Origin of the sequence: Myroides injenensis M09-0166, assembly GCF_000246945.1 — a bacterium.
Lineage (GTDB): Bacteria > Bacteroidota > Bacteroidia > Flavobacteriales > Flavobacteriaceae > Flavobacterium > Flavobacterium injenense.
Genome location: NZ_BAEX01000048.1, coordinates 1 through 26,053, shown reverse-complemented (window position 1 = coordinate 26,053; position 26,053 = coordinate 1). Strand labels below are relative to the sequence as shown.

The window sequence follows — 26,053 nt, the reverse complement described above, 5'->3', positions numbered from 1 at the left end:
TCTACATATAATTAATGGTATCTTTTTTTATTACCTACATCAATAGTATTAATTTTTTTTATGAAAAAAACCCATAAAAAAGGAAATAGAAACATTAATATGATATTGAAAAAAGAGATTCTCTGTTTTGACTTAGCTAATTGATATCCTAATATCAAGTAGCTGATTAGCCAAAATAAAACTATAATTATTACAAAAATTTTCATATCCATTATAATTAATTAAAAATATGCTAATATTGCTAATAAACTAGCATAACAACTTGGAATAAAATCACAAAGAGTATCACACATTGCATCTGATTCACAAGCTTTTTTTGCAGTTTGATATACTCGTACTACACATTCTGTATATCTTTCTCTAATAGTTCTTTCAATTGTCTTATCATTTTTTAATCTAGATTCAAGTTTATAAGAAGTTGTTCTAGATTCCTTTTCATCAACAATTATATATCTTAAACCTTTTTTTCTTTTTCAAATTCAATATCCATAATAAATGATTTAGATTCAGAATATAATGAAGCAGAAATTAATATCGAATGATTAAAAGCTAAATTTAATATAAAATTTTTTATAAACAAAAAATAGTATTAATCAATTTTGATACCTAAATATCTTTTAAAAAATCAAAAATAAGTTTATCTTACGGTGATACTTTGTAAGACATTTTTTCTTACATAATTATTATCTAATCAAAATATTTATATGACTATAGAAGAATTTAAAAATAGCTTAACCTTACCGATTGTTGCTTCACCAATGTTTATTGTTTCGGGTACAAAATTAGTAATAGAGTGTTGTAAAAATGGTATTGTAGGGACTTTTCCAGCATTAAATGGACGTAGTACAGAAGATTTTGAAGCAATGCTTAAAGAGGTTACTTCTGAGTTAGCCGCTTATGAGAAAGAAACTGGGATTAAACCAGCCCCTTTTGGCGTAAACTTAATTGTAAACAAGACAAATCCACGAGTAATGCCTGATCTACAATTATGTATAAAGTATAAAGTGCCTTTGGTTATTACTTCATTAGGAGCAGTTAAAGATTTAGTAGATGCTGTTCATAGTTATGGAGGATTAGTTTTTCACGATATTGTAAAAAAGAGACATGCTGAGAAAGCAGCTGAGGCTGGAGTAGATGGCTTAATATGTGTGGCAGCGGGTGCTGGTGGACATGCTGGTTTAGCTAATCCGTTTGCATTAATAGCTGAGATTAAAAGTTTCTTTAATGGTGCAATTTTGTTAGCAGGTAGTATAGACACTGGTAATGATGTATTAGCTGCTCAGATTATGGGAGCAGATTTTGCCTATATGGGTACACGATTTATTGCTACAGAAGAGTGTGTCGCAGTAGAGGAATATAAGCAAATGCTTGTAAATTCGGGTATTGACGATATTATCTATACTGCTGGAGTATCTGGAGTGCCTGCGAATTTCTTGAAACCAAGTATAATTAATGCGGGTATTGATTTATCCGAAAAGAAAGAAGAAGATTTTTCTCAATTGACTGGAGATAATGCAAAAGCATGGAAAGATATTTGGTCAGCAGGTCATGGTACTGCTGGGATAAATAGTGTGCTTAGTGTAAAAGATTTAGTACAACAGCTAAAAGTTGAATATAAGCACGCTTTAGAAAAAAATGCTACTATACAAGCGCATTTAAAGTTTTAGCAAATAAGAAATAAACACTCTTTTGTGTAATGGAAAAAGCTCCAGAATAGTTTTAGACTATTATGGGGCTTTTTCTATTAATTTAGTTTTGATTAAATATTTAATAAATCGATATAAATACGTATAAAAAATCAAACTATCTTTTTATTAATAACAGGAATTACTTGTGCTGCAATAATAATTGGATAAAAATAAAAAACATTAACATTCGTATTTGTGTTTTAAAAAAATAAACTATATTTGCAGCTCATTATCAAGAATTTCTCTATTGTATAAATAGTAGAATAGCAACCTGCAACAACAAGCAAGGTGCTGAAATCGATAAGCCAGAAATGGAAAAAATGTTGAATACTCTTCTTTAAAAGAATCCAACTTTAGCTTTTCTGGCAACAAATAATACAAACAACAATATAATTGTAATTAAAATGTCAGAGAACAAATTTTATTCATTAATTCCATTTTTAGTCTTTATAGCTGTCTTTCTAGGTGGTGGTATCTTATTAGGTGATTTTTACAAAATACCTTCTCCTATCGCTATAAGTATTGGTATAATTACTGCTTTCATTCTTTTTTATAAAACCTCACTTAATGATAAAGTTATCTCCTTAGTGGAGGGGTGTGGAGATAGTAAAATCATTACGATGTGCCTGATTTATTTATTAGCAGGTGCATTTGCAGTTGTTACTAAAGCTATTGGTGGAGTAGATATGATGGTGAATATAGGTCTAAGTTATATTCCTGTAGAATATTTAGCATTGGGTATTTTTGTTATTGCTTGTTTTTTATCTATGTCTATTGGTACATCAGTAGGAACTATTGTAGCATTAGGTCCTATAGTAATTGGACTTGGTGAGAAATCAGAAACTCCATTGGGTTTACTATGTGGTACACTTTTAGGAGGAGCAATGTTTGGAGACAATTTATCAATTATTTCAGATACTACTATTACCGCTACTCAAACAGTGGGTTGTGAGATGAGAGATAAGTTTAAAGAGAATTTTAAATTAGCACTGCCTGCAGCTATTATTACTTGTATTATCTTGTTTTTTATGAGTAATGATAATGGTGGTGTGCCTTTAGAATTAGATACAAATCACAATTATTGGTTGATTATTCCATATATATTAATTTTAGTATTAGCATTATTAGGAGTACAAGTTTTTGCTGCTCTATTTATTGGAATTATTGTTGCGGGAGGTATTGGTTTAATACAAAATGATTTTGATTTCTTAGGTTTAGCCAATTTAATATATGAAGGGTTTTTATCAATGATTGATATTTTCTTATTATCAATGCTTACAGGGGGATTAGCGCGTATGGTAGAGAAAGAAGGTGGTATTCAGTGGATATTAAAAAACATGCAAAAGCGTATGAAAACTCCAGCAAGTGCAGAATATGGTATTGCTGCTTTAGTATCAGGAGTAGCTATCTGTATGGCAAATAACACTGTTTCTATATTAGTAGCGGGTAATCTAGCACATGATGTAGCAACTGAATATAAACTAAGTCGTTCTTATGTAGCCTCAATATTAGATATTTTTGCCTGTGTGGTACAAGGAATATTGCCGTATGGTGCGCAGGTGTTAATTATTTTAAGTTTTACAAATGGTAAGGCAGATTATTTTGAGCTAGCTAGCCATGCTTATTACTTTGGTTTATTACTGATTATAACATTAGTTTATATGATGTTTTTTAGAAAGCGTACAGAAAATAAAGAAGTAGTATAACAATTTGTTTATATTTGCGATTAGTTCAAAAATTAAATTGGATTCACAAATGAAATTATTACAAGGTAAAATAGCTATTATTACTGGTGCAACAAGAGGTATTGGTAGAGGAGTAGCAAAAGCATTTGCAGAACAAGGAGCTAATGTTGCTTTCACTTATAGTTCTTCAGCACAAGCTGCAGAAGAATTAGAAAAAGAGTTATCAGCTTTAGGGGTACAAGTAAAAGGTTACCAATCTAATGCCGCTGATTACAGTGCAGCAGAGAAGCTTGTAGAAGAAATTCTTAAAGATTTTGGAAACATCGATATCTTAGTTAATAACGCTGGTATTACTAAAGATAATTTATTAATGAGAATGTCAGAAGCAGACTTCGATCAAGTGATTGAAATCAACTTAAAATCTGTATTCAATATGACTAAAGCTGTTCAACGCACAATGTTGAAAAACAGAAAAGGGTCTATCATTAATATGAGCTCTGTAGTAGGAGTAAAAGGTAATGCTGGTCAAGCAAATTACGCTGCATCTAAAGCAGGTGTAATTGGATTCTCTAAATCAATTGCTTTAGAATTAGGTTCAAGAAATATACGTTGTAATGTTATTGCTCCTGGATTTATTGAAACAGAAATGACTGGTAAATTACCAGAAGAGGTAGTAAAAGGATGGAGAGATGCTATTCCATTAAAAAGAGGTGGTACAGCAGAAGATGTAGCTAATACTTGTATTTTCTTAGCATCTGATATGTCTGCTTATATAACAGGTCAAGTAATTAATGTTGACGGTGGAATGTTAACTTAATACAATTATAAAATACTATAAAAAAGGTCTTACTAAATACAGTAAGACTTTTTTTGTGTAATAAGATAATAGTTAATTTATTAGATAGTTTATTTAAAGAACAGCTGATAATTTACTATTTTTGGATAGTATATACGTCGTCTTATGAATAAAATAGTAAAAGGTGGAGTCAAATTAGGGCAAGAAGGACTTAAAACATTTAAGATTGTTCTTATCTGTAGTTTTAGATGGATAGTAATGATGCTGACAGGAATTGCTTTGTCTTCATTTATATTTATTTATTCAATGACTAAGGCTTATAAATTAAGAGAAGGGACGGATGCAGTTGGTTTTATGCCTAATTTAAAAGCTTTATTTTCAGATACTAACTTTTCTGCCATTGTAATATTACTTATTCAAATAATCTTCGTTATTCTATATTTTTGGATAGCTAATCGCTATGCTATTCAAAAGGCTATAAGTTTAATATGGGAGCGTCAGGGAAGTTCTTATTTTGAAAATTATATAGGGCGATTATTAGGTTATTTAGAAGCAAAAAGCCCTATGTTGTTTGCCAATGATGTTATTAATAAAGATGTGATAAAAGAAGAGCTAATTTCTTTAAATAATAAAACTGCGGTAAGTAATTTTGTTTTAAGAAAGTCAACAAATTATATCGTTAAAAAGGCTCCTTTGGGAAGAAAGACAGGTAATTTAGTACAACAACTATCTAGTGTGAAGTTTAATCCTGCTAATCTTCTTCCTGCGTTATGGGGATTCTATGCTTTAGTAATCCTACAAGTATTGATGATAATTTATTTATGTTTTTATTTATAATATATAGTGTTGTATTTATGGTAATTACGTGTATTTAATTAAAGTGAATAATTAATATAAAAAAGCCTTATTAATTATATTAGTAAGGCTTTTTTTATTGATTACTGTTGCATTAAAAGTTTAAAATGGTTAATCATTCGCATATAGTTTTCAATAGTTATTGACTCATCTTCATTGTGTATTTGTCTTTGTTCAAATTCATTTACTTCTATAGGCATAAAACGAAAAACATTATCTGATATTATCTCATATTTGTAGGCATCAGTACCACCAATCGTCAAATACGGGGTAATAATGGCATTGGGATAATTAACAGCAATTATTTCTTCTAACTTCTTGTATTGCTCACTATTGTGTGGTGATAGTTTAGAAGGCTCTCTTTGAGAAATTATTTTGTATTCTACATCGTAATCTTTGCAAATATCTTTGACGTGTTGCATTACTTGATCCACTGAGTTTCCTTGTAATATTCTAAAGTTTACTGTAATATCTGTTGCAGCAGATAAGACGTTAGGCGCATCACTAGCATGTGCCATAGTAATGGCAGTTGTCGTTCTTACCAAAGCATTCGAGCCAGGATTGTTTTCTAATGTTTTTAAAAGAGTTCCTTTTAAAAGCCATTGATTACTAATGGCAAGACGAGATTTAAAATCCATAACGCCACCTATGTTATTTAGAAAATTCTCTATAGGAGGAATTATTGTAGCAGGCATTTGGTTGGTGTTTAATTTTTCAATGATTTCAGCAGCTAATACAAGTGATCCTTTTTTCGGAGGCATAGATGAGTGCCCACCAGTTCCCTTTACAGTAATTTGTAAGGTAAGAAAGCCTTTTTCAGCAACACCAATTAGTGCGATAGCATTATCAACTGTATTGAGAACAGATTTAGGACTTGTGACAAAACCTCCTTCATCATAAACAGCATCGAATTCAATATTGTGAGCTTTAAAATAGTCTGCTATTTTTAAAGCTCCTTGTCGGCCGCTGACTTCTTCATCATGACCAAAGGCAAAATAAATATCTTGTTTTGGTTGATAACCTTCTTTTAGCAACTCTTCTGAAGCTTCTAAAATAGAGATTAGCATTCCCTTCATATCTAATGTTCCTCTTCCATATATTCTGCCGTTTTCTACCACACCACTAAAAGGAGGATGACTCCATGATGTTTTATATTCATTTAATGGGGCAGAAGAGCTATTCGGATTAAAAATAGGCTGTTCCGTATGTAATGGCGCATCTTCAGCATAGTTACTGATAGGTACGACATCGTAATGTGATAAAAATAGTAAAGGTTTCTGTGAGTTACTTTTTCCTTTCCAATGGAAGATTAAACCATATTTGTTAACTGTTGTAGTTGCCATATTTTGGTAAACCAAAGGGTATTCTTTTTCTAAGAACTCTTTAAATTCATCAAAAGGTTTAAAATTTGTTTCTTCATAAACAACAGTACTCACAGTGGGAATTTGTATTGCCAGCGACAAACGTTTAATAGCCTTTTCATTGATAGGTAAGGTTACAGGTTGGTCTTTTAAAGTGCTTACCTTTTTAAAATTATATGTGAATGTCCTGATCACTACTGTAATTAATAGAATAACAATAAGTAATAGGGTAAATAGAATAAATTTTTTAGTATTCATCGTTTTGTTTTTTTGTAGCCTATACAATAATTAGACCTTTTTGTCAGAATTCGTCCACTAATATAAAGTAATTAACGATTTAAAAGCTTATTTCTGATGGTAAGGAATCAAAAAATATTACTTTAGCTATATACAAAATAGTTAAGAGAGATGGATAGATTTACCGCGATAGATTTTGAAACGGCACAACCAAACAGAGCGAGTATTTGTCAAGTTGGTTTAGTTGTAGTGGAAAATAATAAGATTGTTGACTCCTTAAATTTGTTAATACAACCACCACAGAATACTTATTGGTCAAAATTTATTCAAGTACATGGTATTACTCCAGAAGACACATTATATGCGCCAACATTTGAAGAAGTATGGCATAAAATAGAGCCATATATTAAATTTCAAAATGTAGTTGCACATAATGGATTTGGATTTGATTTTCCAGTTTTAGAAAAGACTTTAAATTACTACAATCTAGAAGTTCCCGAGTATGAAAAACACTGTACCTATCGCATTTATAGAAAAGGGCTAGCTGCATTAGCGCAGCTGTATAGAATCCAACTAAATCACCATGATGCATTAAGTGATGCTAAAGCATGTGCAGAATTGTTTAGTAGATACTTGCGAATGGAATCAACTAATAATAATATTTAATGAAAGAAGATAATAATTATATAGATCACAATAAAGCTGCTTGGGATAAACAAGCTCTTGCTAATGTGCAGTGGTCTCAGCCAGTAAGTCAAGAGTTAATAGCTGATGCAAAACAAGGTAATTGGGAGGTATATGTACTTCCGACACCAATAGCTAAATCTTGGCTAGGGGATATCAAAGGGAAAAAGATTCTGTGTCTAGCATCTGCTGGAGGTCAACAGGCACCAGTTTTGGCCGCAGCAGGAGCAGAGGTCACCGTAATAGACATCTCTCAAGAACAGCTAAATAAAGATAGAGAAGTAGCTAATAGAGATCAATTAGAATTAATTACTGTTCAAGGGGATATGAGGGATTTGAGTTGTTTTGTTAATGAGACGTTTGATCTTATCATACACCCTATTTCTAATTTGTATGTGGAAGATGTAAACCCTGTGTGGAGCGAGTGTTATAGAGTTTTAAAACAAGGAGCAAAGCTAATTAGTAGCTTTTACAACCCAGTTGTTTTTGTCCATGATCGAAATATTGAGGATTTCAATAATGGTATCCTTAAACCAGTTTATAGAATTCCATATTCAGATTTAGCTGATTTGTCTAAGGAAGAGCTTGATGCAAAGAGAAATAGAGGTGAAGCCTTTACTTTCGGACATAGTTTACAAGATTTAATCGGTGGGCAATTAAAAGTAGGATTCCATATTAAAGGATATGAAGAGACATTTCAACCTCATCCACGTTTTGTTATAGACCATTTTATTCCTACATTTATAGGAACACTAGCTATTAAATTATAATATTAGAGTAAACTTAGATTATAAATCATATGGATAATAAGATTATTTGGATGGGTGAAAGCCATTTGTCATTAGAGAAATGTCAAGTTATTGAAAAAGAACAAAGTTTTCATTGTCGTGGAGAAATTGTGGGAAACAAGAATAATCAGATTTACGGAGTTGATTATCAATTGGTAGCTGATGACAGTTGGAAGACTCGTTTTTTCTCTATAGAATGTAAGCAAGGACATAAGAATTATTCTCTGCATGCTCATAAAATCAATGAGCTATGGGTAATTGACGAATGCGAATATCCTGATCTAAATGATTGTCTTGATATTGATATTTCTGTAACGCCATTTACTAATACATTGCCTATTAATAGACTAAAACTAGAAGTAGGTGAACAAAAAGAAATCAGTGTCTTATATATAAATCCATTAGAAGAACGATTTACACCTCTGATTCAACAGTATGAGCGTATAAGTGAAGATACTTACTTATATAGAAATCTAGGAACTGACTTTGAGAGTGAAATTATAGTTGATAGAAATGGCTTTGTATTAGAGTATCCTAAGTTATATCAAAGAATAAAATAATTGTTTATAAAAAAGCGAGGACTTGATTAATCAAGTCCTCGCTTTTTTAGTTATTGTATTTCTTTTTGTTCGCTTCTATCATTTTCAAATCTTCAGATTGTATCGCATTACCTTCTAAGTCATATTTTGTATCTGATTCAGGTACTACAAAAGCTTTTTTCTTCGACTTGTAAAATGGGATTAAGTAGGTTACTGTGTAATTAAATCCTACCCCAATAGAGCCACTGTGTTTTTTATTAAATCCTGGAATATATAGATTTTCAAAGTCTTCAGGTTGTTTTTGAGCAAGCAAACCATTTAGTCGTAAACTGAATCCCATAAATACATTATTGAAAACTCTAGTTTTGACTCCTACTACAAACTCTACCCAGTGAGCAGATAAACCACTGTATTTTTTATTTACATCATGAACTTGACTTGGAAAATAGGGATTTGTAGTATAGACTTCATACCAATTTAAGGTTTGAGAAAAAGAACTAAAACCATATCTAAAACCGACAAATATTTGATCCTCTGCATTTAACCAGTTTTCATAAAGGTTGAAATCTCCACCGATACGGATATAATTACCATTAGTTGTAAAACCGTAAGTATTATTATCACGAGTCATTTTATCATGTCCGACTTCTGCTACGGCATACCATTTCTTTGTTAAGCGATAATCTCCAACTAATTCAAAGCCACTATATGTCTTATCGTAAAGTGATCTTGTCAAACGAAACAAGTCTGCACCAACGCGAAAACCATAACGCTGAGGGTAGCTAGGAGGAGGTCCTTGTAACGTAGTTGGCTCTTTTTTAGGAGCAACTTCCGTTATTGTAGTCGTTATTTCAGTAGTGATTTGTTCTTCTTGTGCAAAGCCAACATAAGCACAAAATAAAAAGCTAATACTAATAATAGATTTTAAAGTGTACTTCATCTTGATTTTGAATTTCATTAGTCTCTGTTATATACTGTTTTATCCAATTACCAGCAGTTCTATTAGGATCACCATTTAATTGAGGTGATGTTCCATCTTGGTAGAGTGAAAAAGTGGACACATAACCACATGCTTTATTTAAAAAAGTAGTATTTATACGATATTTAAATGTTAACGTATCTCGCAGTGTATCTGTCTTTTCTTGTATGCGTATTGTGCGTTTTAAAATCCAAGAAGTTTCTTGTTGATCTAAACGAAAAGGAAGGATTAATTTGTTCCCTGAAGAACTAATAATATCTTTTTCTCTTCCAGCAGTATAAGCTTGTATAGTTTCAGTTCTAGGTATATCTTGATCTTCATAGTTAAAGAATTCAACGACCATACTAGGAGTCGTTGGCTCTGTTTCCGCACAGATATCATCTTTTTCACAAGCTATAAACACTATTGAGCCAATAGATATTAATAGGCTCGCTATTATCATTTTTTTCATATAGATTCTTTGCACTATCATATATTATGGCTCAAAAATACTAAAAGTAATTTACAACTGTTTAAAAACTTTTACAGCAATTAGAAAAGTAACAGTTCGTTATAATTTTAGAAGAAAAACAACTAATACGTGTATTTAATGTTTAATCATTCTAAATTAGTTGTATTGCAAGATATTAATTGTAATTTTTAACACAATTCAAACATTTATACTCGTACATTTAAGGTATTAAGACAAAATACAAATAAAAGAATATGTTAGAAACGATTTCATCTATGCAGATTTTGTTTGCTGCTACACCTGTTATCCTACTTATAGTTTTGTTGGGAATTTTAAAAATGCCAGGTGAAAAAAGTGCAATAATAACCTTAATAGCTACTGCTCTTATCTCTTTATTTGTATTCAAATTATCTCCTAGTGATACATTATTTTCTGTAATTTTTGGAATCGTAAAAGCGATTTTCCCCATTCTAGTTATTATTTTGATGGCAATCTATAGCTATAATGTTCAAGTAGAAACGCAGAAAATAGAAATTATAAAACAACAGTTTTCTTCTATTTCAAGTGATAAATCAATCCAAGTATTGTTATTAACATGGGGATTTGGTGGACTTTTAGAAGGAATGGCGGGCTTTGGTACCGCAGTTGCTATTCCGGCAGCTATCTTAATTAGTTTAGGGTTTAAACCTATGTTTTCAGCTGTTGTTAGCCTAGTTGCAAATAGTGTTCCCACAGCCTTTGGTGCAGTTGGTATTCCTGTGATTGTATTGGCACGCGAAGTAGATATGGTTGATCAAATTACAACTATAAGTGCAAATGTAGTAGGACAATTAGCTGTATTAATGCTCTTAATTCCTTTTGTTATTGTAACAATGACAAATAGCAATGTAAAAGCAATACCTAGAAATATTCTTTTAAGTATATTAGTTGGTGGAGTGACATTGGCTGTTCAATATTACTCAGCTTTATATATAGGAGCAGAGACGCCTGCAATTTTAGGAAGTATCGCCTCTATTATAGTTATCATAGCTTTTGGTAAGATAGCCGGTAAAAAAGAGGTTAAAACCGAAACTGCTTCTTTTTCATTAAAAGAGAGTTTTCAAGCGTGGAGTGTTTATGGTCTTATTTTATTATTAGTACTATTAACAAGTCCATTATTTCCTATTACAACCTGGTTAAAAGCTAATCTTGCAGTATTTCAAACAGTCTTTAGTTTTGACATAGCGGGAGCTTTAAGACAAGTAAGTATATTTTGGTTAACTGATACTGGTGTCTTAATCTTTGTTAGCTCAATTGCAGGGGGACTTATACAAGGAAGTACCTTTAAAAAGTTGTTTAAACTATTGGGAAAAACAACAGTACAATTAAAGAAAACAGTAATTACAGTTTGTTGTTTGATTGCTCTTTCTACATTGATGGATTTTTCAGGGATGATTACAGTATTAGGACTTGCACTTGCAGCCGCTACTGGAGCATTTTATCCATTCTTCGCACCAGCTATTGGAGCCTTGGGAACTTTCTTAACTGGGAGTGATACTTCCTCAAATATTTTATTTGGAAAATTGCAAGCGACCGTTGCTGATAAAATAGGTGCAGATAAAGGGTGGTTAGCCGCTGCCAATACTACTGGAGCAACTGGTGGTAAAATTATATCACCGCAAAGTATTGCTGTTGCAACCACAGCTTGTAATGAACAAGGAAAAGAAGGTATTATACTTAAAAAAGCAGTTGTTTTTGCATTATTGTATATCATTATTGCAGGAATAGTTGTCTATATTGGAAGTTAAAAATTAAAATTATTTTATTTATATGAGAATTGGATTATTTATTCCTTGCTATGTAAATGCTATTTATCCCCAAGTAGCCTTAGCAAGTTATAAACTATTAACACATTTTGGAATGGATGTTGACTATCCCGTTGACCAAACATGTTGTGGGCAACCTATGGCCAATGCTGGTTTTGAGGATAAAGCGTTGCCTTTAGCAAATCAATTCAATGAATTATTTGATCAATATGATTATATCGTAGCTCCTTCTGGAAGTTGTGTAGGTTTTGTAAAAGATGGCTATCCTAGAATTATGGAAAAAGATGGCTGTACTAGTAAAGTAAGTGGTAAAGTCTATGATATGTGTGAGTTTCTACACGACATATTAAAGATTGATTCTTTGCCAGGATCTTTTCCACATAAAGTCAGTTTACACAATAGTTGTCATGGTTTAAGAGAACTAAAATTAGGCTCGGCGAGCGAACTAAATATTAAGCCTTATTCTAAGATTAAAGATCTTTTAAGTTTAGTGAAAGACGTAGAAGTAGTAGAGCCTGAACGCGTTGACGAATGTTGCGGTTTTGGTGGTATGTTCTCTATCGAGGAGCCTGCTGTTTCTATTCGTATGGGTAATGATAAAGTAGGATGCCATATTGCTACAGGGGCTGAATATATTACAGGACCTGATAGTTCATGTCTTATGCATATGGGGGGAATTGTAGACAAGAATAAATTGCCTATAAAAATGATACATGTAGTAGAAATATTAGCCGCAGGATTATAATTATGAGTAGTACTAAGCACGCAGAAAATGCTGAAGTATTTCAGCAGGATAAAGATAAAGCTGCATGGCATAATAATGCATTGTGGTTTGTAAGAGAAAAAAGAGATAAGATGTCTAAGAGCTTGCCAGAATGGGAAGCGTTAAGACAAACGGCAGAAAAGATAAAGTTACATAGTGTTAGTCATTTAGACCAATATTTGGAAGAGTTTGCAAATAATGCAGAGTCAAATGGAGTAATTGTACATTGGGCAAAAGATGCAGATGAGCACAATAGTATTGTGTTAGACATCTTGCAAAAGCACAATGCAAAGAAAATGGTGAAGAGTAAATCAATGCTTACTGAAGAGTGTGAATTAAATCAATATTTAGAGCATAACGGCATTGATGTAGTAGAGAGTGATTTAGGAGAGCGTATCTTACAGCTTAATGGTACGGCTCCTTCACACATTGTTTTGCCTGCTATCCACATGAAAAGGGAAGAAGTAGGGGAACTATTTACGGAGAAATTGAATACTGAAAAGGGGAATAGTGATCCTACCTATTTAACTAGAGCAGCGAGAGCTTCCCTTAGAAATGACTTTTTAACTGCTGATGTTGCAATGACAGGTGTTAACTTTGGAATTGCAAATACTGGTGAAGTAGTTGTCTGTACCAATGAAGGAAATGCAGATATGGGTACTTCTCTAGCTAAGGTACATATTGCATCTATGGGAATAGAAAAGCTTATTCCTGATCATGAAAGTTTAAGTGTATTTACACGATTATTAGCTCGTTCTGCTACAGGACAGCCTACGACAACCTATACTTCACATTATCGCAAACCAATTGAGGGAGGTGAATTTCATATCATCATTGTAGATAATGGTAGAAGCGATATTTTGACTAATCAAGATCATATAAAATCGCTTAACTGTATTCGTTGTGGTGCTTGTATGAATACATGTCCTGTATATAGAAGAAGTGGAGGATATTCATATACTTATTTTATTCCTGGACCAATAGGTATTAATTTAGGAATGCTTAAAGAACCAAAAAAACACAGTGAGAACCTTTCAGCTTGTTCATTGTGTTACTCTTGTAATAATGTTTGTCCGGTGCGTATCGATTTAGCAGATCAAATCTATAAATGGCGTCAAGACCTTGATACACTTGGTAAAGCTAATTCTTCAAAGAAATTAATATCTAGTGGTATGCAGTTTTTGTTTACTCATCCTGCTTTGTTTAGAACAAGCTTAAAGTTTACTAGTTTAGCTAAGTATGCTCCTAGATCACTTACTTTTGGTCTTAAGGAATGGGAAGATGGTCGATCTTTACCACCATTTGCAAAAGAATCGTTTACGGAGATGTGGAAAAAAGGAAAGGTTTAGAAAAAATAAAAGTACTATGAGTAAAGATCAAATATTACAAAGTATAAAACGCAATATTCAACAACGTTATGACAAACCAGAGATTGCACTAGAAGCAATCCGTTATGATAACTTGTTGGAGCAGTTTATTGAAATAACAAAAGGTGTAGGAGGAGAGGCTATTTTATTACAGCCTGATCAAGATATTAATCAAGTTATTAAAGGCTTGTATAATGAGGCTAATGTGATAGCATCTAATTTAGATGAGATTACTATAAACACAATTAATCCTGATGATATAGCCGACTCACATCAATTAGATAATGTAGACTTAGCCATTGTAAGAGGAGAGTTTGGCGTGGGAGAGAATGGTTGTGTTTGGATTCCTCAGAATGTTAGACATAAAGCACTGTATTTTATTTCACAGTATTTAATAATCGTTTTGGATAAAAATGAATTAGTAAATAATATGCACGAAGCATATGCTCGACTGAAAGTTGCAGATAAAGGATTTGGGATATTTATTTCCGGACCTTCAAAAACTGCAGATATTGAGCAAGCACTTGTAGTAGGAGCACATGGACCTAAAGGTTTGACAGTAATTTTAAAATAAGAAATTATTGTTTTTTATTACTATAAACTAAGAGAGCAAGAAGGTTAATCTTCTTGCTCTCTTAGTTGTTATAAATTACTTTAAGTGTTTTAGTGGGTGTTCTTCATTGCTCCATAAAGGTGTGAAGTAACTGTTTACCCAATCGGTTGTAACTTCTTTAAAATCCGAAGGTTGCCATTTTGGGTTTTGATCTTTGTCGATCAGCAAAGCACGTACTCCTTCTGCAAAATCAGGGTGAATAGCACATTGACTAGATAAATTCAAATCTGCTCTAAAGACTTCTGCTAGTGAAGCATTCTTATTGTCTTGCAAATGTTTAAAAATGATGTGCGCTGAACTTGGCGATCCCGATGTAAACGATTTTATACCTCCTTTAATCCACTCACTAGGATTAGATAAATTCAGTAAAGTATCTTTAAATTCAGTAGGGTTATTTACTTTTTCGAATTGTTGTACAAAAGAATAGTTTTCTTTTGCTGTTGATTCTGGTGCTGTTGTACTAACCGTCTTAAGTAGAGTATTTAATTTATTATCAATATTGTCTTCTTTACTCGCGCTACTCAATAGGTTTAGTAACTCCTCTTTCTTTGTAGAGTCAATATAGTAATCCGCTAAGCCCAAATACATAGCATCCGCACCGTCTATTCTAGTTCCAGTCATCCCTAAGTACAATCCATAAGCTGAAGGCAACTTATTTAAAAAATAAGCTGCACCAACATCAGGATATAGTCCTATGGTAATCTCAGGCATAGCTAATTTACTTCTTTCCGTCACAATGCGATAGGATGCACCTTCTAAAAGACCCATACCGCCTCCCATCACAATACCATCACCCCAAACTATAATTGGTTTAGGATAGGTGTGAATATCGTAATCTAATTGGTACTCTTTGGTAAAGAAGTCTTGACATTTTGCAGGAACTTTTGTAGAATTCAGCTCTTTCTCTTCAACGATAGCTTGATACATTTGTCGAATATCACCCCCTGCACAGAATGCTTTTTCTCCAGCACCTTGTAGAAAAACACATGTTATGTTATCATCATTTTTCCATTGGTCTAAAGTACTTTGCAGTTCTTCAGCCATCGGTAATGATAGAGAGTTCAGTGATTTTTCAGAGTTTAAAGTTATAATTCCTAAGTTGTTTCTTATTTCTGTAAGTATAAAACTCATATTTAATTTCTTTAAGTTTTTAGAAATTTTAAAATACAAAAATTAAAAGTATTATCTAGTAAAATTGTAGTTAAAATATGCTATTATCTATTATTTTCCTAATTCTTTTTTCCAAAGTAAAGTAACTCAATTAGCGGAGTACTAGACCAAATGTAGTCAGATAAAAAAGGTTGGAAAGGAACGTGGTCTGTGATAAAAGATCTGAAAGGTTTAATTTTTTGAATGCCTTTGATGGGTTCAAATTTAGTAATCATAAAAGGATCTGCATCTTCTATTACACCTATTTTTTTTCCTTTTTTGTCATAGATAATGCCTTCTTCATACCAACCAAGAAAACTACCATTGAAACCAAATATACAGATATCATCTCTTTCTTTTGTTAAGTAGGCTACTGGCTCACCTTTCCATAAGTAGATAGTAGCTTCTTCATCGTAGTCTATATAAGCGATTGGTTCTCCAGCTTTATTATATAGACTTATCTGCTGTGCAGATATAGCTGTAGAGAATAAGAATATAGAGAATAGGACGATAAGTTGTTTCATAATATTAGAATAATGAGGTTATTATATCAAAGATAGGAAAGTTATTTTTTTTTAAAAGTTATCACTGTTGTTGAATAATTTTTAAATTATATAAAAAAGTATAGCGCACTTGTCGCGAGCCTATTATTAAATCAGTTTAATTTGCCAAATCATTTAAACAATACTATTTAAGTCCGGGTATTCATTTATGGAGATAGCTAAATGATTCTAGATTTATTTCGTACAATATCGTATACTATTATGCAATTAATGATGAAATAAATTGTACTTTTGTATTGTAAATCAGTGTTCTAACTGATTCTTCCAAATAAAATTACACAAATCAAAATCTGTATTTCTCTTCTAAATCGACTGTAAAAAAGTCAATTTACAATCCCCCTTTTTTCTAATTTTTAAGCGTTTCAGTCTACTCTTATCCCAGTGTAGTTCGAGCACGGCAGCAGTCTTGTTCGGGAAACCCCCCCATTTTTGCAATGCTCACCCGAACAATTCCCGAACCGTTCCCGAACAAAGTCCCTATTTAACTCTAAAAAAGGCTTCTTAAGCCTTGTCATTGCTGAGAAGAGTAGAAATGCTGTACTGCTATAAATAACAATTAGTGATCATTTTAGGTCATTATTTACCCTATAAGTAAATAGATATAATGGTTTTATCTATATACGCTATTTAAGAGATGATAGTTGATAAAATTTATATAGAATTCAAAGATGAAAAAAGTATCTATGTCGTTCGAAAAACAAATAAAGGCGAACATTTTAAGTTCGCCTTTATTATCTGTATAGTGTATGATTATTTACTTGGTTTTGCTAAATAATCAAAAAAGTAATTAGCAATTTTTGTATTTAGATGTACTCTGTCTTTTCCTAATACATTATGCTCATGTGTAGGGTATAGGAAGTAATCTACTTGCTTATTCGCTTTAATAGCTCCTTCTATAAATTCCATAGAATGTTGTTGTACTACTACTGGGTCTTGAGCTCCATGAATAATCAATAATTTATTATTAATCCTGTCTGCTTTATCTACTAAACTTGTAAGCTCGTAACCTTCAGGATTTTCTTGAGGCATATCCATATAGCGCTCGCCATACATTATCTCATAATATTTCCAATCCATTACAGGGCCACCTGCAACTCCAACTTTGAAAATCTCAGGATGATTTAACGACAATGTTGTCGTCATGAAACCACCAAAGCTCCATCCGTAAACACCTATTTTGTCTTGATCAACAAAGGATAGTGATTTAAGGTAATCAACTCCTTTTAATTGATCAGCCATTTCATTTTGTCCTAATTTACGATGAATTACTTGTTCGAAATCACGACCTCTATTAAAACTACCTCTATTGTCTACTGTGAAAACTATATAACCATTTTGAGCCATATAGTGGAAGAATAAGTTTGCACCACCTAACCAGTTGTTCGTTACTAATTGAGCATGTGGCCCACCATAAACATAAACCATTACAGGGTACTTCTTGCTAGCATCGAAGTCAGTAGGGTAGATAATACGACCATTTAATGTAGTTTTGTTATCTGCTGCCTGCAATGTAATAAATTCAGTTTTAGGCATATTAATTACGCCTTCTAATGGGTTTTTAGAAACTATTAATTCTTTTTCTTTTTTGTTGTCAGTATTGACAACACTCACTTTATTAGGTGTCTCTAAATTGCTAAATTGGTCTAGGAATAATGTTTTACTATCGTTTAATACTACATTGTGAGTACCAGATAATTCAGTAATTTGTTCTGTTTTTCCTTTCTTAAGGTTTACTTTAAAAAGTTGTCTGTCTAATCCTCTGTTAGTTACTCCTACATAATAAGCATTCTTTCCGTCAGCATCAAAACCTAGAAAATCAGAAACGATTACATCCTCGAAACCTAATTTACGTTCTAGCTTTCCATCTGTATTGTATAGATACATTTGTCTATATCCTTCGCTTTCAGAAAAATGAATAAAATTCTTAGAGTTTCCAGGAGTAAACACTAATCCTTGTGATGGCTCTACATAGATATCAGACTTTTCTTCAAACAAAGTTTTTTCAAATGCTCCAGTTGCAGCATTGTATTGATTAACTTTTAAATGATTTTGCTGACGATTTAACACACCTACATAAACATAGTTACCAGACGGATCCCAAGTAACCATAGTAAGGAATTGGTCTTCTACACCTGTGTCTAGTGTAATTTTCTCTTTAGTAAGCACATCATAGATTACTAAAGATACTCTTTCATTAGGCATACCAGCCATTGGATATTTTATATCCTTAGTTTCGGCAACTCTAGTGCCCCATTGTACTAATGGATAATCAGAAACTGTACTTTGATCTCTTCTATAATATAATAATTGATCTTGTTTTGGATTCCACCACATACCTTTGTTAATACCAAATTCATTGCGATGAGTACTGCTATTTCCATTTTCAATATCAATCGTGCTATCATCAGTTACGACAATATCCTCTCCTTTATGGCTAGTAATTACAATATTATTGTCTTTTAACCACGCTATATAATTGTTGTTTCTAGAAATTGTCTCTTCAGAAGCAACACTATTGTATTTAAAGCTATTCTTGATCTTTTTGTCTTTCAAATCAAGTCTGACATTGTATTTGAATTTACCTTCTTTATCAGTAGCTGTAAAAGCAATCTCATTATCATTAATCCAAGATAAATTACTAGGTAATGAACGAAGTGAGAATGTAGTATTTTTAAAATTATCGTTTAAGATTACTTCTAATTCTTTAGCAGTAAGGACTGTCTCATTTTCCCATTTGTTTTCTTTACTTTTTAAAACTAAACTATCTCGATTAGTAGTAACAAAAGAGAAGGCATTGTCATTTTTCCAGTTTGGTTGTAAAATTCTCTCTGGTGCAAATTGAAAGTACTGTCCCATTGTTGCTTCTGTGATTGTTAAATCACGTTGAGCAAATAATATATTTCCTGTTAACAGAAAAAAAAGTAGTGAGCTTTTTCTCATAGTTTGAACTTAAATAATTTATGAAGTAGCTAATTTAAACTAATTTGATTTTGATACAAATTTAATTAACGAAATACTCGCGCCTGGCAGTTGTATAGACGATTAAGTTAAGAGAACTTTATAAATTTAAGCCCTGCACACTGCTTAATCAATTCTTTCGTTTTAAACCTAATGATTGAAGAGGTAATATCAAACTTGTTTTCGATATGCCAAGTTTATTGCATTTATGACTAAAGTTTAAAAGACTACTAAAGTATTATTCTAGGTTAGATTTACCCAAGAACATAAGTTTTTTTGAATAATCAAGCAGCTTTGCATTTAAAAATAGAAGGTTTAATATAATAATTACTTTTTTTTTGTCTATTTTAGTATAAATCAAACTAATATTTCAAATACAATGAAAAGTATAGCTAATAAAGTTGTTTATATTACTGGAGGAACCAAAGGAATAGGAAGAGGTATCGCAAAGGCTCTTTTGGAGAATAATTGTAACGTAGCGATCAGTGGTCGTAATCTAGAAGAAGCTCAGAAAACAGCAAGAGAGCTTGGTAATGAGTTAAATATAATAGGTTTGCAATCTGATGTCAGAAATTATCAAGACGAAGAAAATGCTGTTAATACTATAGTGAAGACTTTTGGACAGTTAGATGTTGTGATAGCAAATGCTGGTGTTGGTATTTTTGCATCAGTTGAAGATTTGACTTTAGAGGAATGGCAAACAATGATAGATACTAATCTAACAGGAGTATTTCATACATTAAAAGCAAGTATTACGCAGCTAAAACTTAATAAAGGATATTTTATATCGATTGCAAGTTTAGCTGGAATTAATTTCTTTGCTAGTGGATCAGGTTATAATGCTAGTAAGTTTGGGGTAGTAGGATTTACTCAGGCGGCTATGCTAGATTTAAGAAATGCTGATATTAAGGTAACTACAATTTTGCCAGGATCGGTAACGTCTAATTTTAATAATCATATACCTTCAGCTGAACATGTTTGGAAGATTCAACCAGAAGATATGGGCGAATTGGTAGTTGATATTCTAAAAATGAATCCAAATGTTCTGCCAAGTAAAATTGAAATAAGACCTCTTAAGACTGGTAAGTAACTATTTTTAATTATATAAACATAAAAAAAATACGAGTATGAGTACTGATTTTGGAAAATTTCTACTAAGGCTAGGAGTAGGAGGGTTAATGATTCTCCACGGAATTCACAAGTTAATTCATGGTCATGACTTTATTATTAATCAATTGTCATCTAAAGGATTACCGACATGGTTGTGGCTCGGAGTACCAGTAGGTGAAGTGATAGCTCCTTTACTCTTAATACTAGGTATAGCAACAAGAGTTTCGGGTACAATAATAGCTTTTACTATGTTTATGTCTATTTTCTTAGTGAAAGGAATGGCTGGTTTTGGTATTGATCCAGAATCAGGAGGTTTAAATGCAGAACTAAATATCTTGTATTTTGTTAGTGCATTAGCCATCGCATTTATAGGACCAGGGAAAATTAGATTGGTAAAAGGGAATGGCTTTTTAAATTAAGAATTTAGATAGAGCAAGTAATATTCTTATCAATGTTTGAAAAAGAGTTTAAAGAACTGTGATTCTTTAAACTCTTTTTTTGTGAAGTAAAATGACATTAATGTTTTTGAATTTATAAAACTTAACTAATTTAATCAATAGTAGGCAATATTAATAGCACATATTTGAATTTATAATAAAAGTTATTCTTAAGAATAATATAATTAAGATTTAAATATAAGTTTGCAGTTGTTTTAATTTAATCTAAATAAAAATGAAAAAACTATTTAAAGTAGGAATGTTTTTGATGGGGTGTATATTGTTTATTACAGCCTGTTCTAATGATGATTCTAATACAGAAGGAACGCAAAATTATAATGTAGCTATTCAGGCTATAAATAATAGTAAAGTGATCACTGATTTTTCAGAATTTAATTATGAAGTTTATAATCAAAACACTTCAAAAAAAATAACAGGAAAATTAGACAAACAAGGAAAAGCAAATTTGACTTTGGAAGTTGGTAATTATGATTTTAAAATAGAATTAGCAGAAGTAGGTTTTGCAGCAAAAAATAATGTTTCTATTCAAAAAGATGAAACTATTTCTTTAGAGATTGAACTATTAAAACCAACATTAGAGGGGCTAATAATTAGTGAACTTTTCACATCAGGAGAAGGTGCAGAAGATGAATATGGAGAATATATTGAGTTAGGTGATCAATATGTGGTAATATATAATAATAGTAATCAAGTTAAATATCTTGATGGTATTTCATACGCAATTACTAATCATTGGAATAAATTTCCATATAATGAGATAAATGAGAAAGCTCTTCAAGATAATAGTATTTATGCAGATTTGATTTATACTTTTCCAGGATCAGGAAAAGATTATCCAATTCAACCTGGTGAGGAGAGAGTTTTTGCACGTTCAGCTAAAGACTTTAGTGAAGGTGGGAAAAATAAATCAGCTGCTGATTTAAGTGGAGTAGATTTTGAGGCTGTTATGCCTAGTAATGATACTGATAATCCAAATGTTCCGAACGTGAAAATAACTGGTACTACACATACTGATTTACTTGGATACGGGGTAGGATATGCACCGGCATTTTTATTTAAACAGGAAGGTGACTTAGCCGAATATCTTAATGCAAACTCTATAGTTATTGAAAGTATGTTTGGTAATAAAACGGTATTTAAGATTTCTTCAGATATTATTATTGATGGAGTAGAAACTGGACAAGTAGGTCTAGTTAAATATAAGTCTTTGCCTAATGTAGTAGATAGAGGTTTTGTTACTGTTACAGATACTGGGACAAGAGAGGTTTATGTAAGAAAAGTTAAAGAAGAAAAGAATGGTAGAAAGGTCTATTTAGATACTAACAATTCAACTGAAGATTTTGAAATTAGAATTGGACAAAGAAATTTTCCAAGTAAATAGATTATTATATTAATAATTAATAGCCTAGTAAAAGTTTAATCTAATATTTACTAGGCTATTTTTTTAGTTTGAAAATGAGAGTTAGTTTTTTGAAATACCAATTAGTTTTCTATACGTTCTTAACAGCAGTTATTAGTTATGGACAAGAAAACAAAAGTGTTAGTGAAAAATATAATATTGAAATTAAAATTGTTGATGATTTAGGTGAAAGTATACCCTATTCTACTATATTTTTTAAAGATTTGAATATCTCTACTACCACTAATAATCAAGGAAAACTCACTATTAATTTGTCTAAAGGTAACTACCAAGTGGTAATTTCATCATTAGGATTTTTAGAAAGTGAACTTGAATTTAATGTAAAGCAACAGTCAGATTATATTTTTATATTAAATAGACAAAGTGTAGAGCTTGATGGTTTTACAATTATGGCTAAGTATGATAAAAAGGGCGGAAATAAGGCTGTAATTACACAATCGGCTTTAACATATATACAACCAACATCTATAGTCGATGCTTTAGTTTTATTACCAGGAAGTTTATATCAAGAAAACTCTTTAAATCAATTTAGTGGTGTTAATTTTAGACAATCGGGAAAGGATAAAAATAGTGCATTAGGAGTATCTATCGTTTCTGATGGAATTTCATTGAATAATGATGGAAGTAGAAATCAGTTATATGGTATTACGGGAAATAGTACGCCAAGTTTTGGAAAAGAAAGAAATTTAGTTTTCAATTCTGGTTTAGATATGCGAACGTTATCTACAGATCATATAGAAAGTATTAATATTATTAGAGGAATTTCATCAGCCAAATATGGAAATTTATCTAGTGGTCAGATAAATTTAATAGCAAAACAAGGTGTGAGCCCACTGGAAATACGTGGGAAAGTTGATCCAAATGTCCAATTACTATATGTAGGTAAAGGAATAAAGTTACCAAAAAACGGAGGTATATTACATTTAGGTATGGATATATTAAGTGCTAAACCTGATGTAAGAGAGCAACTTACAAAATACACAAGATTTACTACTCAGGCAAATCATAATATATCTTTTTTATTATTTGAAAAGGATATTGAGATGAATACAAAAATTAATTATACTCAAACATTAGATAATTATAAAAGTGATCAGTCAACAGAATACAATGATGAAATTTATAAAGTTAATTATAATAAAGTAGATTTAACATGGAAATTATCTTCTTTAATTGAGAGCAAATGGCTAGATAAAATAGAATTATTAACTCATTTCGACTATACAATAGATAAGTTAGATCGCTCATTAATGGTTTATTCTGACGGTGGTATAAATATGTCTAATGCTATAGAAGAGGGAATACATGAAGCTTTATATTTACCTTCTAAGTATAAAACAGAATATCAGTTAGAAAATAAACCTTTTAATATATTTACGCAGTTAAATTTCAATAAGTTTTTACGCTACTCTGATAATTTATATCACAGTATTGTTTCTGGAGCAGAATTTAATAGTACAAAGAACTATGGTAAAGGAGCTATAATAAATCCTGAACTTCCACCATTTCCTCATGATAATACTTTTATTCGTCCTAGAGCAAATTATGATATACCTGCATTAATTCATACTGCTTATTTTTTAGAAAGTGACTTAGGTATGGATTTGCCAATTATAGCTTCAAAAATTAACTTTATAACTGGTATTAGAGCAATTCAACTTTATAATCTACCAAGAACTTATTACCTCAATAATAAATTTCTTGTGGAACCAAGAATTCAACTTAATCTTTTATCTTATTATGGTAATGAAAATAAAGTGTCTAGTAACTTCAGAATTGGATATGGACAGCAAAATAAACTGCCTACTTTAGATTACCTATATCCTGATAAGATGTATCGAGATGTCGAAGTCCTTAATTGGTATGATAATAAACCTCAAAATAGGCTTTTACTTACAAATACTTATATACATGATGTTGAAAATAATCAATTAAAAGCAAATAAAAATGATAAAATTGAAGTTGGTTTAGATTTTTCGATAAATAATTTTGATATATCATTTACCGTTTTTAAGGAAAAATCTAATAGAGGATATGAATATCATTATTCTTATTTACCAGTAAATTACTTAAAATTTACAGAACCAAAAACAAATATAATTGGTAAACCAAATAGGGAAGATTTTTACTCAAGTGAAGAATATAGTTTTATAGTACTTCCTCAGGTTAAAAATAGTAGTGCTATTACTAAAAAGGGTGTTGAATATCGTATTGTTTTTCCTACTATTGAATCTATTAATACAACTATAGAAGTTAATGGTGCTTATTATGAAACTATTTATACATCAAATCAACCTAAAATGTTTTATCCAAATGCTTTAGCAGAGAATAAACAATATCCATTTGTGGGGATATATGATAATGCTAGAGGCGTAACTACAAGTAGACTCAATAGTAATCTGTGGATAAATACTAAAATTCCGAGTTTAAAATTAGTTTTTACAACCTTTATTCAAGCACTCTGGTATTCTACAACGCAGTTGGACGAGAATGAATCATTTTTACCATCAGGGTATTTAGATAATAAAGGAATAATTCATGAAATCGATTATTTAGCAAATATTTCTAATAGACTAGATCTACTGCCACTAGATTTAAGATCACAGAAGAATAATTTTTCTAAAGATAAAACTAAACCTGATTATACAATTAATATTAAAGGGACAAAAGAATTTAAAAATTTTTGTTCTCTTTCTTTTTTTGTAAATAATATAGTTAGTCTTAATGCAAAATATAAAAATAATTTTAATGTAAATCAACGTAATTGGAGTTCTCCATATTTTGGTGTTGAAGTAAGTTTAAAGTTAGATAAATTATGAAAAAAGTATTAGAAATAATGAGTATTTGCTTGTTTTTTTTATTTGGAAATCTTTTTCAGTTGCAAGCACAAGAAAGGTTTCATAGAAATGATATGAAGCTTTTGAAAAGGGATTCTATTTCCTTTAAAGATGATTTTATACTATCAAAAGACAATAGATTAAATCCTGCTTATTTACAAAGTAATAAATATTATCAATCTCAAGCTATTTTGGGGACATCTATTGACTATCAAAAAGATAAAGAGTATTATACGCCGAACACAGGAAATAAGTATAAAATAAATAGTATTGAAGGTGCGTGGTTAACATTTATAAATTCAAAATCGTCTTTCTTAGGAAAAGCTAAAATTTCGAAAGGAATACAAGACAATATTGAATGGAATACATTGAGAGTGTATAAGGGATACGGGCCCTATCAAATTGTTAATAATAAAACAGGTAATTATAAGTTTCAACAATATTATATTTCAGGAACATATAGCTTAGCTACTAGTATTATCAATTGGGGCATTAATTTAGATTATAGGGGAGATTACACCTACAAGCAAACTGATCCAAGAGCAAGAAATATCTCATCATGGTTCTCAGTTCAGAATGGTTTTATTTTTAAACTTAATCCACAATATGAATTAGGTATTTGTGCTAAATATCAATTACATAGACAAACAATAGAGTTGGATGTTTGGAAAGGGAATATTAAGCAACAGTTTTTTTTATTAAGAGGTTTTGGAATGTATGATAATGATCACAAAGATTACGTCTTTTCAAAGAAGAGGATTTATAAACAGAATCTATACAATTTAAATATTTCGGGCTTATTATGGAAAAAGAATAAAGTTAATATGGAGTTTTTAATTGATTACTCTTTTAGAGATTTAAAAACTGAAGAAGAAAGTACGATTAATCTTCATGAACTTGTTGCAAAAGAGTGGAATACAAGAATGAAATTTATTTATTCAGTACAT

The 26,053-nt window shown here is 31.2% G+C and carries 22 protein-coding genes and 1 riboswitch; of the genes, 16 read left to right on the top strand and 6 right to left on the bottom strand.

All coding sequences use genetic code 11. From position 1 onward, the window contains the following. The first annotated feature begins 704 nt into the window (after window positions 1-704). The 4 genes from RH98_RS09100 to RH98_RS09085 all read left to right on the top strand — a co-directional run bounded on the left by RH98_RS09100 (window position 705) and on the right by RH98_RS09085 (window position 5,006). Entirely contained in the window at window positions 705-1,667 is a 963-nt protein-coding gene (locus RH98_RS09100) for an NAD(P)H-dependent flavin oxidoreductase (protein WP_010253386.1), read from the top strand. 245 nt (window positions 1,668-1,912) lie between these two features. After that, window positions 1,913-2,019: riboswitch (SAM-I-IV-variant riboswitch) on the top strand. Between the two features lie 58 nt (window positions 2,020-2,077). Further along, window positions 2,078-3,394: a Na+/H+ antiporter NhaC family protein gene (locus tag RH98_RS09095; protein WP_369383821.1), complete on the top strand. Its 1,317-nt coding sequence runs from the start codon at window positions 2,078-2,080 to the stop codon at window positions 3,392-3,394. A gap of 49 nt (window positions 3,395-3,443) precedes the next feature. After that, window positions 3,444-4,190 (top strand): 3-oxoacyl-[acyl-carrier-protein] reductase, encoded by a 747-nt coding sequence (gene fabG / locus RH98_RS09090; protein WP_010253381.1) that lies wholly within the window; start codon window positions 3,444-3,446, stop codon window positions 4,188-4,190. Between the two features lie 144 nt (window positions 4,191-4,334). Continuing rightward, window positions 4,335-5,006, top strand: coding sequence for a hypothetical protein (locus tag RH98_RS09085; protein WP_010253378.1), 672 nt, complete (start codon window positions 4,335-4,337; stop codon window positions 5,004-5,006). 101 nt (window positions 5,007-5,107) lie between these two features. Here RH98_RS09085 and RH98_RS09080 read toward each other — a convergent pair whose 3' ends face one another. After that, window positions 5,108-6,643: a M20/M25/M40 family metallo-hydrolase gene (locus tag RH98_RS09080; RefSeq protein ID WP_010253377.1), complete on the bottom strand. Its 1,536-nt coding sequence runs from the start codon at window positions 6,641-6,643 to the stop codon at window positions 5,108-5,110. A gap of 150 nt (window positions 6,644-6,793) precedes the next feature. Here RH98_RS09080 and RH98_RS09075 point away from each other — a divergent pair, with 150 nt between their 5' ends. From RH98_RS09075 to RH98_RS09065, 3 genes are read left to right on the top strand one after another with little or no spacing between them, the layout of a single operon-like run. Continuing rightward, window positions 6,794-7,288 (top strand): 3'-5' exonuclease, encoded by a 495-nt coding sequence (locus RH98_RS09075; RefSeq protein WP_010253375.1) that lies wholly within the window; start codon window positions 6,794-6,796, stop codon window positions 7,286-7,288. Further along, window positions 7,288-8,076, top strand: a complete 789-nt coding sequence (locus RH98_RS09070; RefSeq protein WP_010253374.1) for a class I SAM-dependent methyltransferase — start codon at window positions 7,288-7,290, stop codon at window positions 8,074-8,076. Before RH98_RS09075 ends, RH98_RS09070 begins: the two co-directional genes overlap by 1 nt. A 29-nt stretch (window positions 8,077-8,105) precedes the next feature. Further along, window positions 8,106-8,654: a putative glycolipid-binding domain-containing protein gene (locus RH98_RS09065; protein WP_010253372.1), complete on the top strand. Its 549-nt coding sequence runs from the start codon at window positions 8,106-8,108 to the stop codon at window positions 8,652-8,654. A 46-nt stretch (window positions 8,655-8,700) separates the two neighbouring features. On the opposite strand, the gene RH98_RS09060 is transcribed toward RH98_RS09065, so the two are convergent. Continuing rightward, window positions 8,701-9,591 carry a DUF6048 family protein gene (locus tag RH98_RS09060; protein WP_010253369.1) on the bottom strand — a complete coding sequence of 297 codons (891 nt, stop codon included), beginning with the start codon at window positions 9,589-9,591 and terminating at the stop codon, window positions 8,701-8,703. Next, window positions 9,545-10,063, bottom strand: a complete 519-nt coding sequence (locus tag RH98_RS09055) for a DUF6452 family protein (protein ID WP_010253368.1) — start codon at window positions 10,061-10,063, stop codon at window positions 9,545-9,547. Before RH98_RS09055 ends, RH98_RS09060 begins: the two co-directional genes overlap by 47 nt. Window positions 10,064-10,317: 254 nt before the next feature. Here RH98_RS09055 and RH98_RS09050 point away from each other — a divergent pair, with 254 nt between their 5' ends. Genes RH98_RS09050 through RH98_RS09035 form a run of 4 tightly spaced genes read left to right on the top strand, consistent with a single transcriptional unit; the run spans window position 10,318 to window position 14,572 of the window. Next, a complete protein-coding gene (locus RH98_RS09050; protein ID WP_010253366.1) occupies window positions 10,318-11,850 on the top strand; it encodes an L-lactate permease in 1,533 nt (510 codons plus the stop codon). Window positions 11,851-11,872: 22 nt separating this feature from the next. After that, window positions 11,873-12,613: a (Fe-S)-binding protein gene (locus tag RH98_RS09045; protein WP_010253364.1), complete on the top strand. Its 741-nt coding sequence runs from the start codon at window positions 11,873-11,875 to the stop codon at window positions 12,611-12,613. 2 nt (window positions 12,614-12,615) lie between these two features. Next, entirely contained in the window at window positions 12,616-13,980 is a 1,365-nt protein-coding gene (locus RH98_RS09040) for a lactate utilization protein B (protein ID WP_010253361.1), read from the top strand. A 16-nt stretch (window positions 13,981-13,996) separates the two neighbouring features. Next, on the top strand, window positions 13,997-14,572 hold the full coding sequence (locus RH98_RS09035) for a LutC/YkgG family protein (protein WP_010253359.1): 576 nt from the start codon (window positions 13,997-13,999) through the stop codon (window positions 14,570-14,572). Window positions 14,573-14,647: 75 nt separating this feature from the next. Here RH98_RS09035 and RH98_RS09030 read toward each other — a convergent pair whose 3' ends face one another. The 3 genes from RH98_RS09030 to RH98_RS09020 form a co-directional block, all read right to left on the bottom strand. After that, window positions 14,648-15,742 carry an enoyl-CoA hydratase/isomerase family protein gene (locus RH98_RS09030; RefSeq protein ID WP_010253355.1) on the bottom strand — a complete coding sequence of 365 codons (1,095 nt, stop codon included), beginning with the start codon at window positions 15,740-15,742 and terminating at the stop codon, window positions 14,648-14,650. A gap of 98 nt (window positions 15,743-15,840) precedes the next feature. After that, complete coding sequence (locus tag RH98_RS15250) at window positions 15,841-16,284, bottom strand: 4-fold beta flower protein (RefSeq protein ID WP_010253352.1); 444 nt, start codon at window positions 16,282-16,284, stop codon at window positions 15,841-15,843. A 789-nt stretch (window positions 16,285-17,073) separates the two neighbouring features. After that, entirely contained in the window at window positions 17,074-19,263 is a 2,190-nt protein-coding gene (locus tag RH98_RS09020) for a S9 family peptidase (RefSeq protein WP_010253351.1), read from the bottom strand. Between the two features lie 397 nt (window positions 19,264-19,660). Between RH98_RS09020 and RH98_RS09015 the strand changes: the two genes are divergently transcribed. From RH98_RS09015 to RH98_RS08995, 5 genes are all read left to right on the top strand, one after another. Continuing rightward, complete coding sequence (locus tag RH98_RS09015) at window positions 19,661-20,371, top strand: SDR family oxidoreductase (protein WP_010253349.1); 711 nt, start codon at window positions 19,661-19,663, stop codon at window positions 20,369-20,371. A 37-nt stretch (window positions 20,372-20,408) separates the two neighbouring features. Beyond that, a complete protein-coding gene (locus RH98_RS09010) occupies window positions 20,409-20,810 on the top strand; it encodes a DoxX family protein (RefSeq protein ID WP_010253345.1) in 402 nt (133 codons plus the stop codon). Window positions 20,811-21,063: 253 nt separating this feature from the next. Beyond that, window positions 21,064-22,230 (top strand): DUF4876 domain-containing protein, encoded by a 1,167-nt coding sequence (locus RH98_RS09005; RefSeq protein ID WP_010253343.1) that lies wholly within the window; start codon window positions 21,064-21,066, stop codon window positions 22,228-22,230. Between the two features lie 74 nt (window positions 22,231-22,304). After that, window positions 22,305-25,088: a carboxypeptidase-like regulatory domain-containing protein gene (locus tag RH98_RS09000; protein WP_010253341.1), complete on the top strand. Its 2,784-nt coding sequence runs from the start codon at window positions 22,305-22,307 to the stop codon at window positions 25,086-25,088. Next, a partial coding sequence (locus tag RH98_RS08995) for a DUF6850 family outer membrane beta-barrel protein (protein WP_010253339.1) occupies window positions 25,085-26,053 on the top strand: 969 nt, incomplete at its 3' end. The genes RH98_RS09000 and RH98_RS08995, both read left to right, overlap by 4 nt.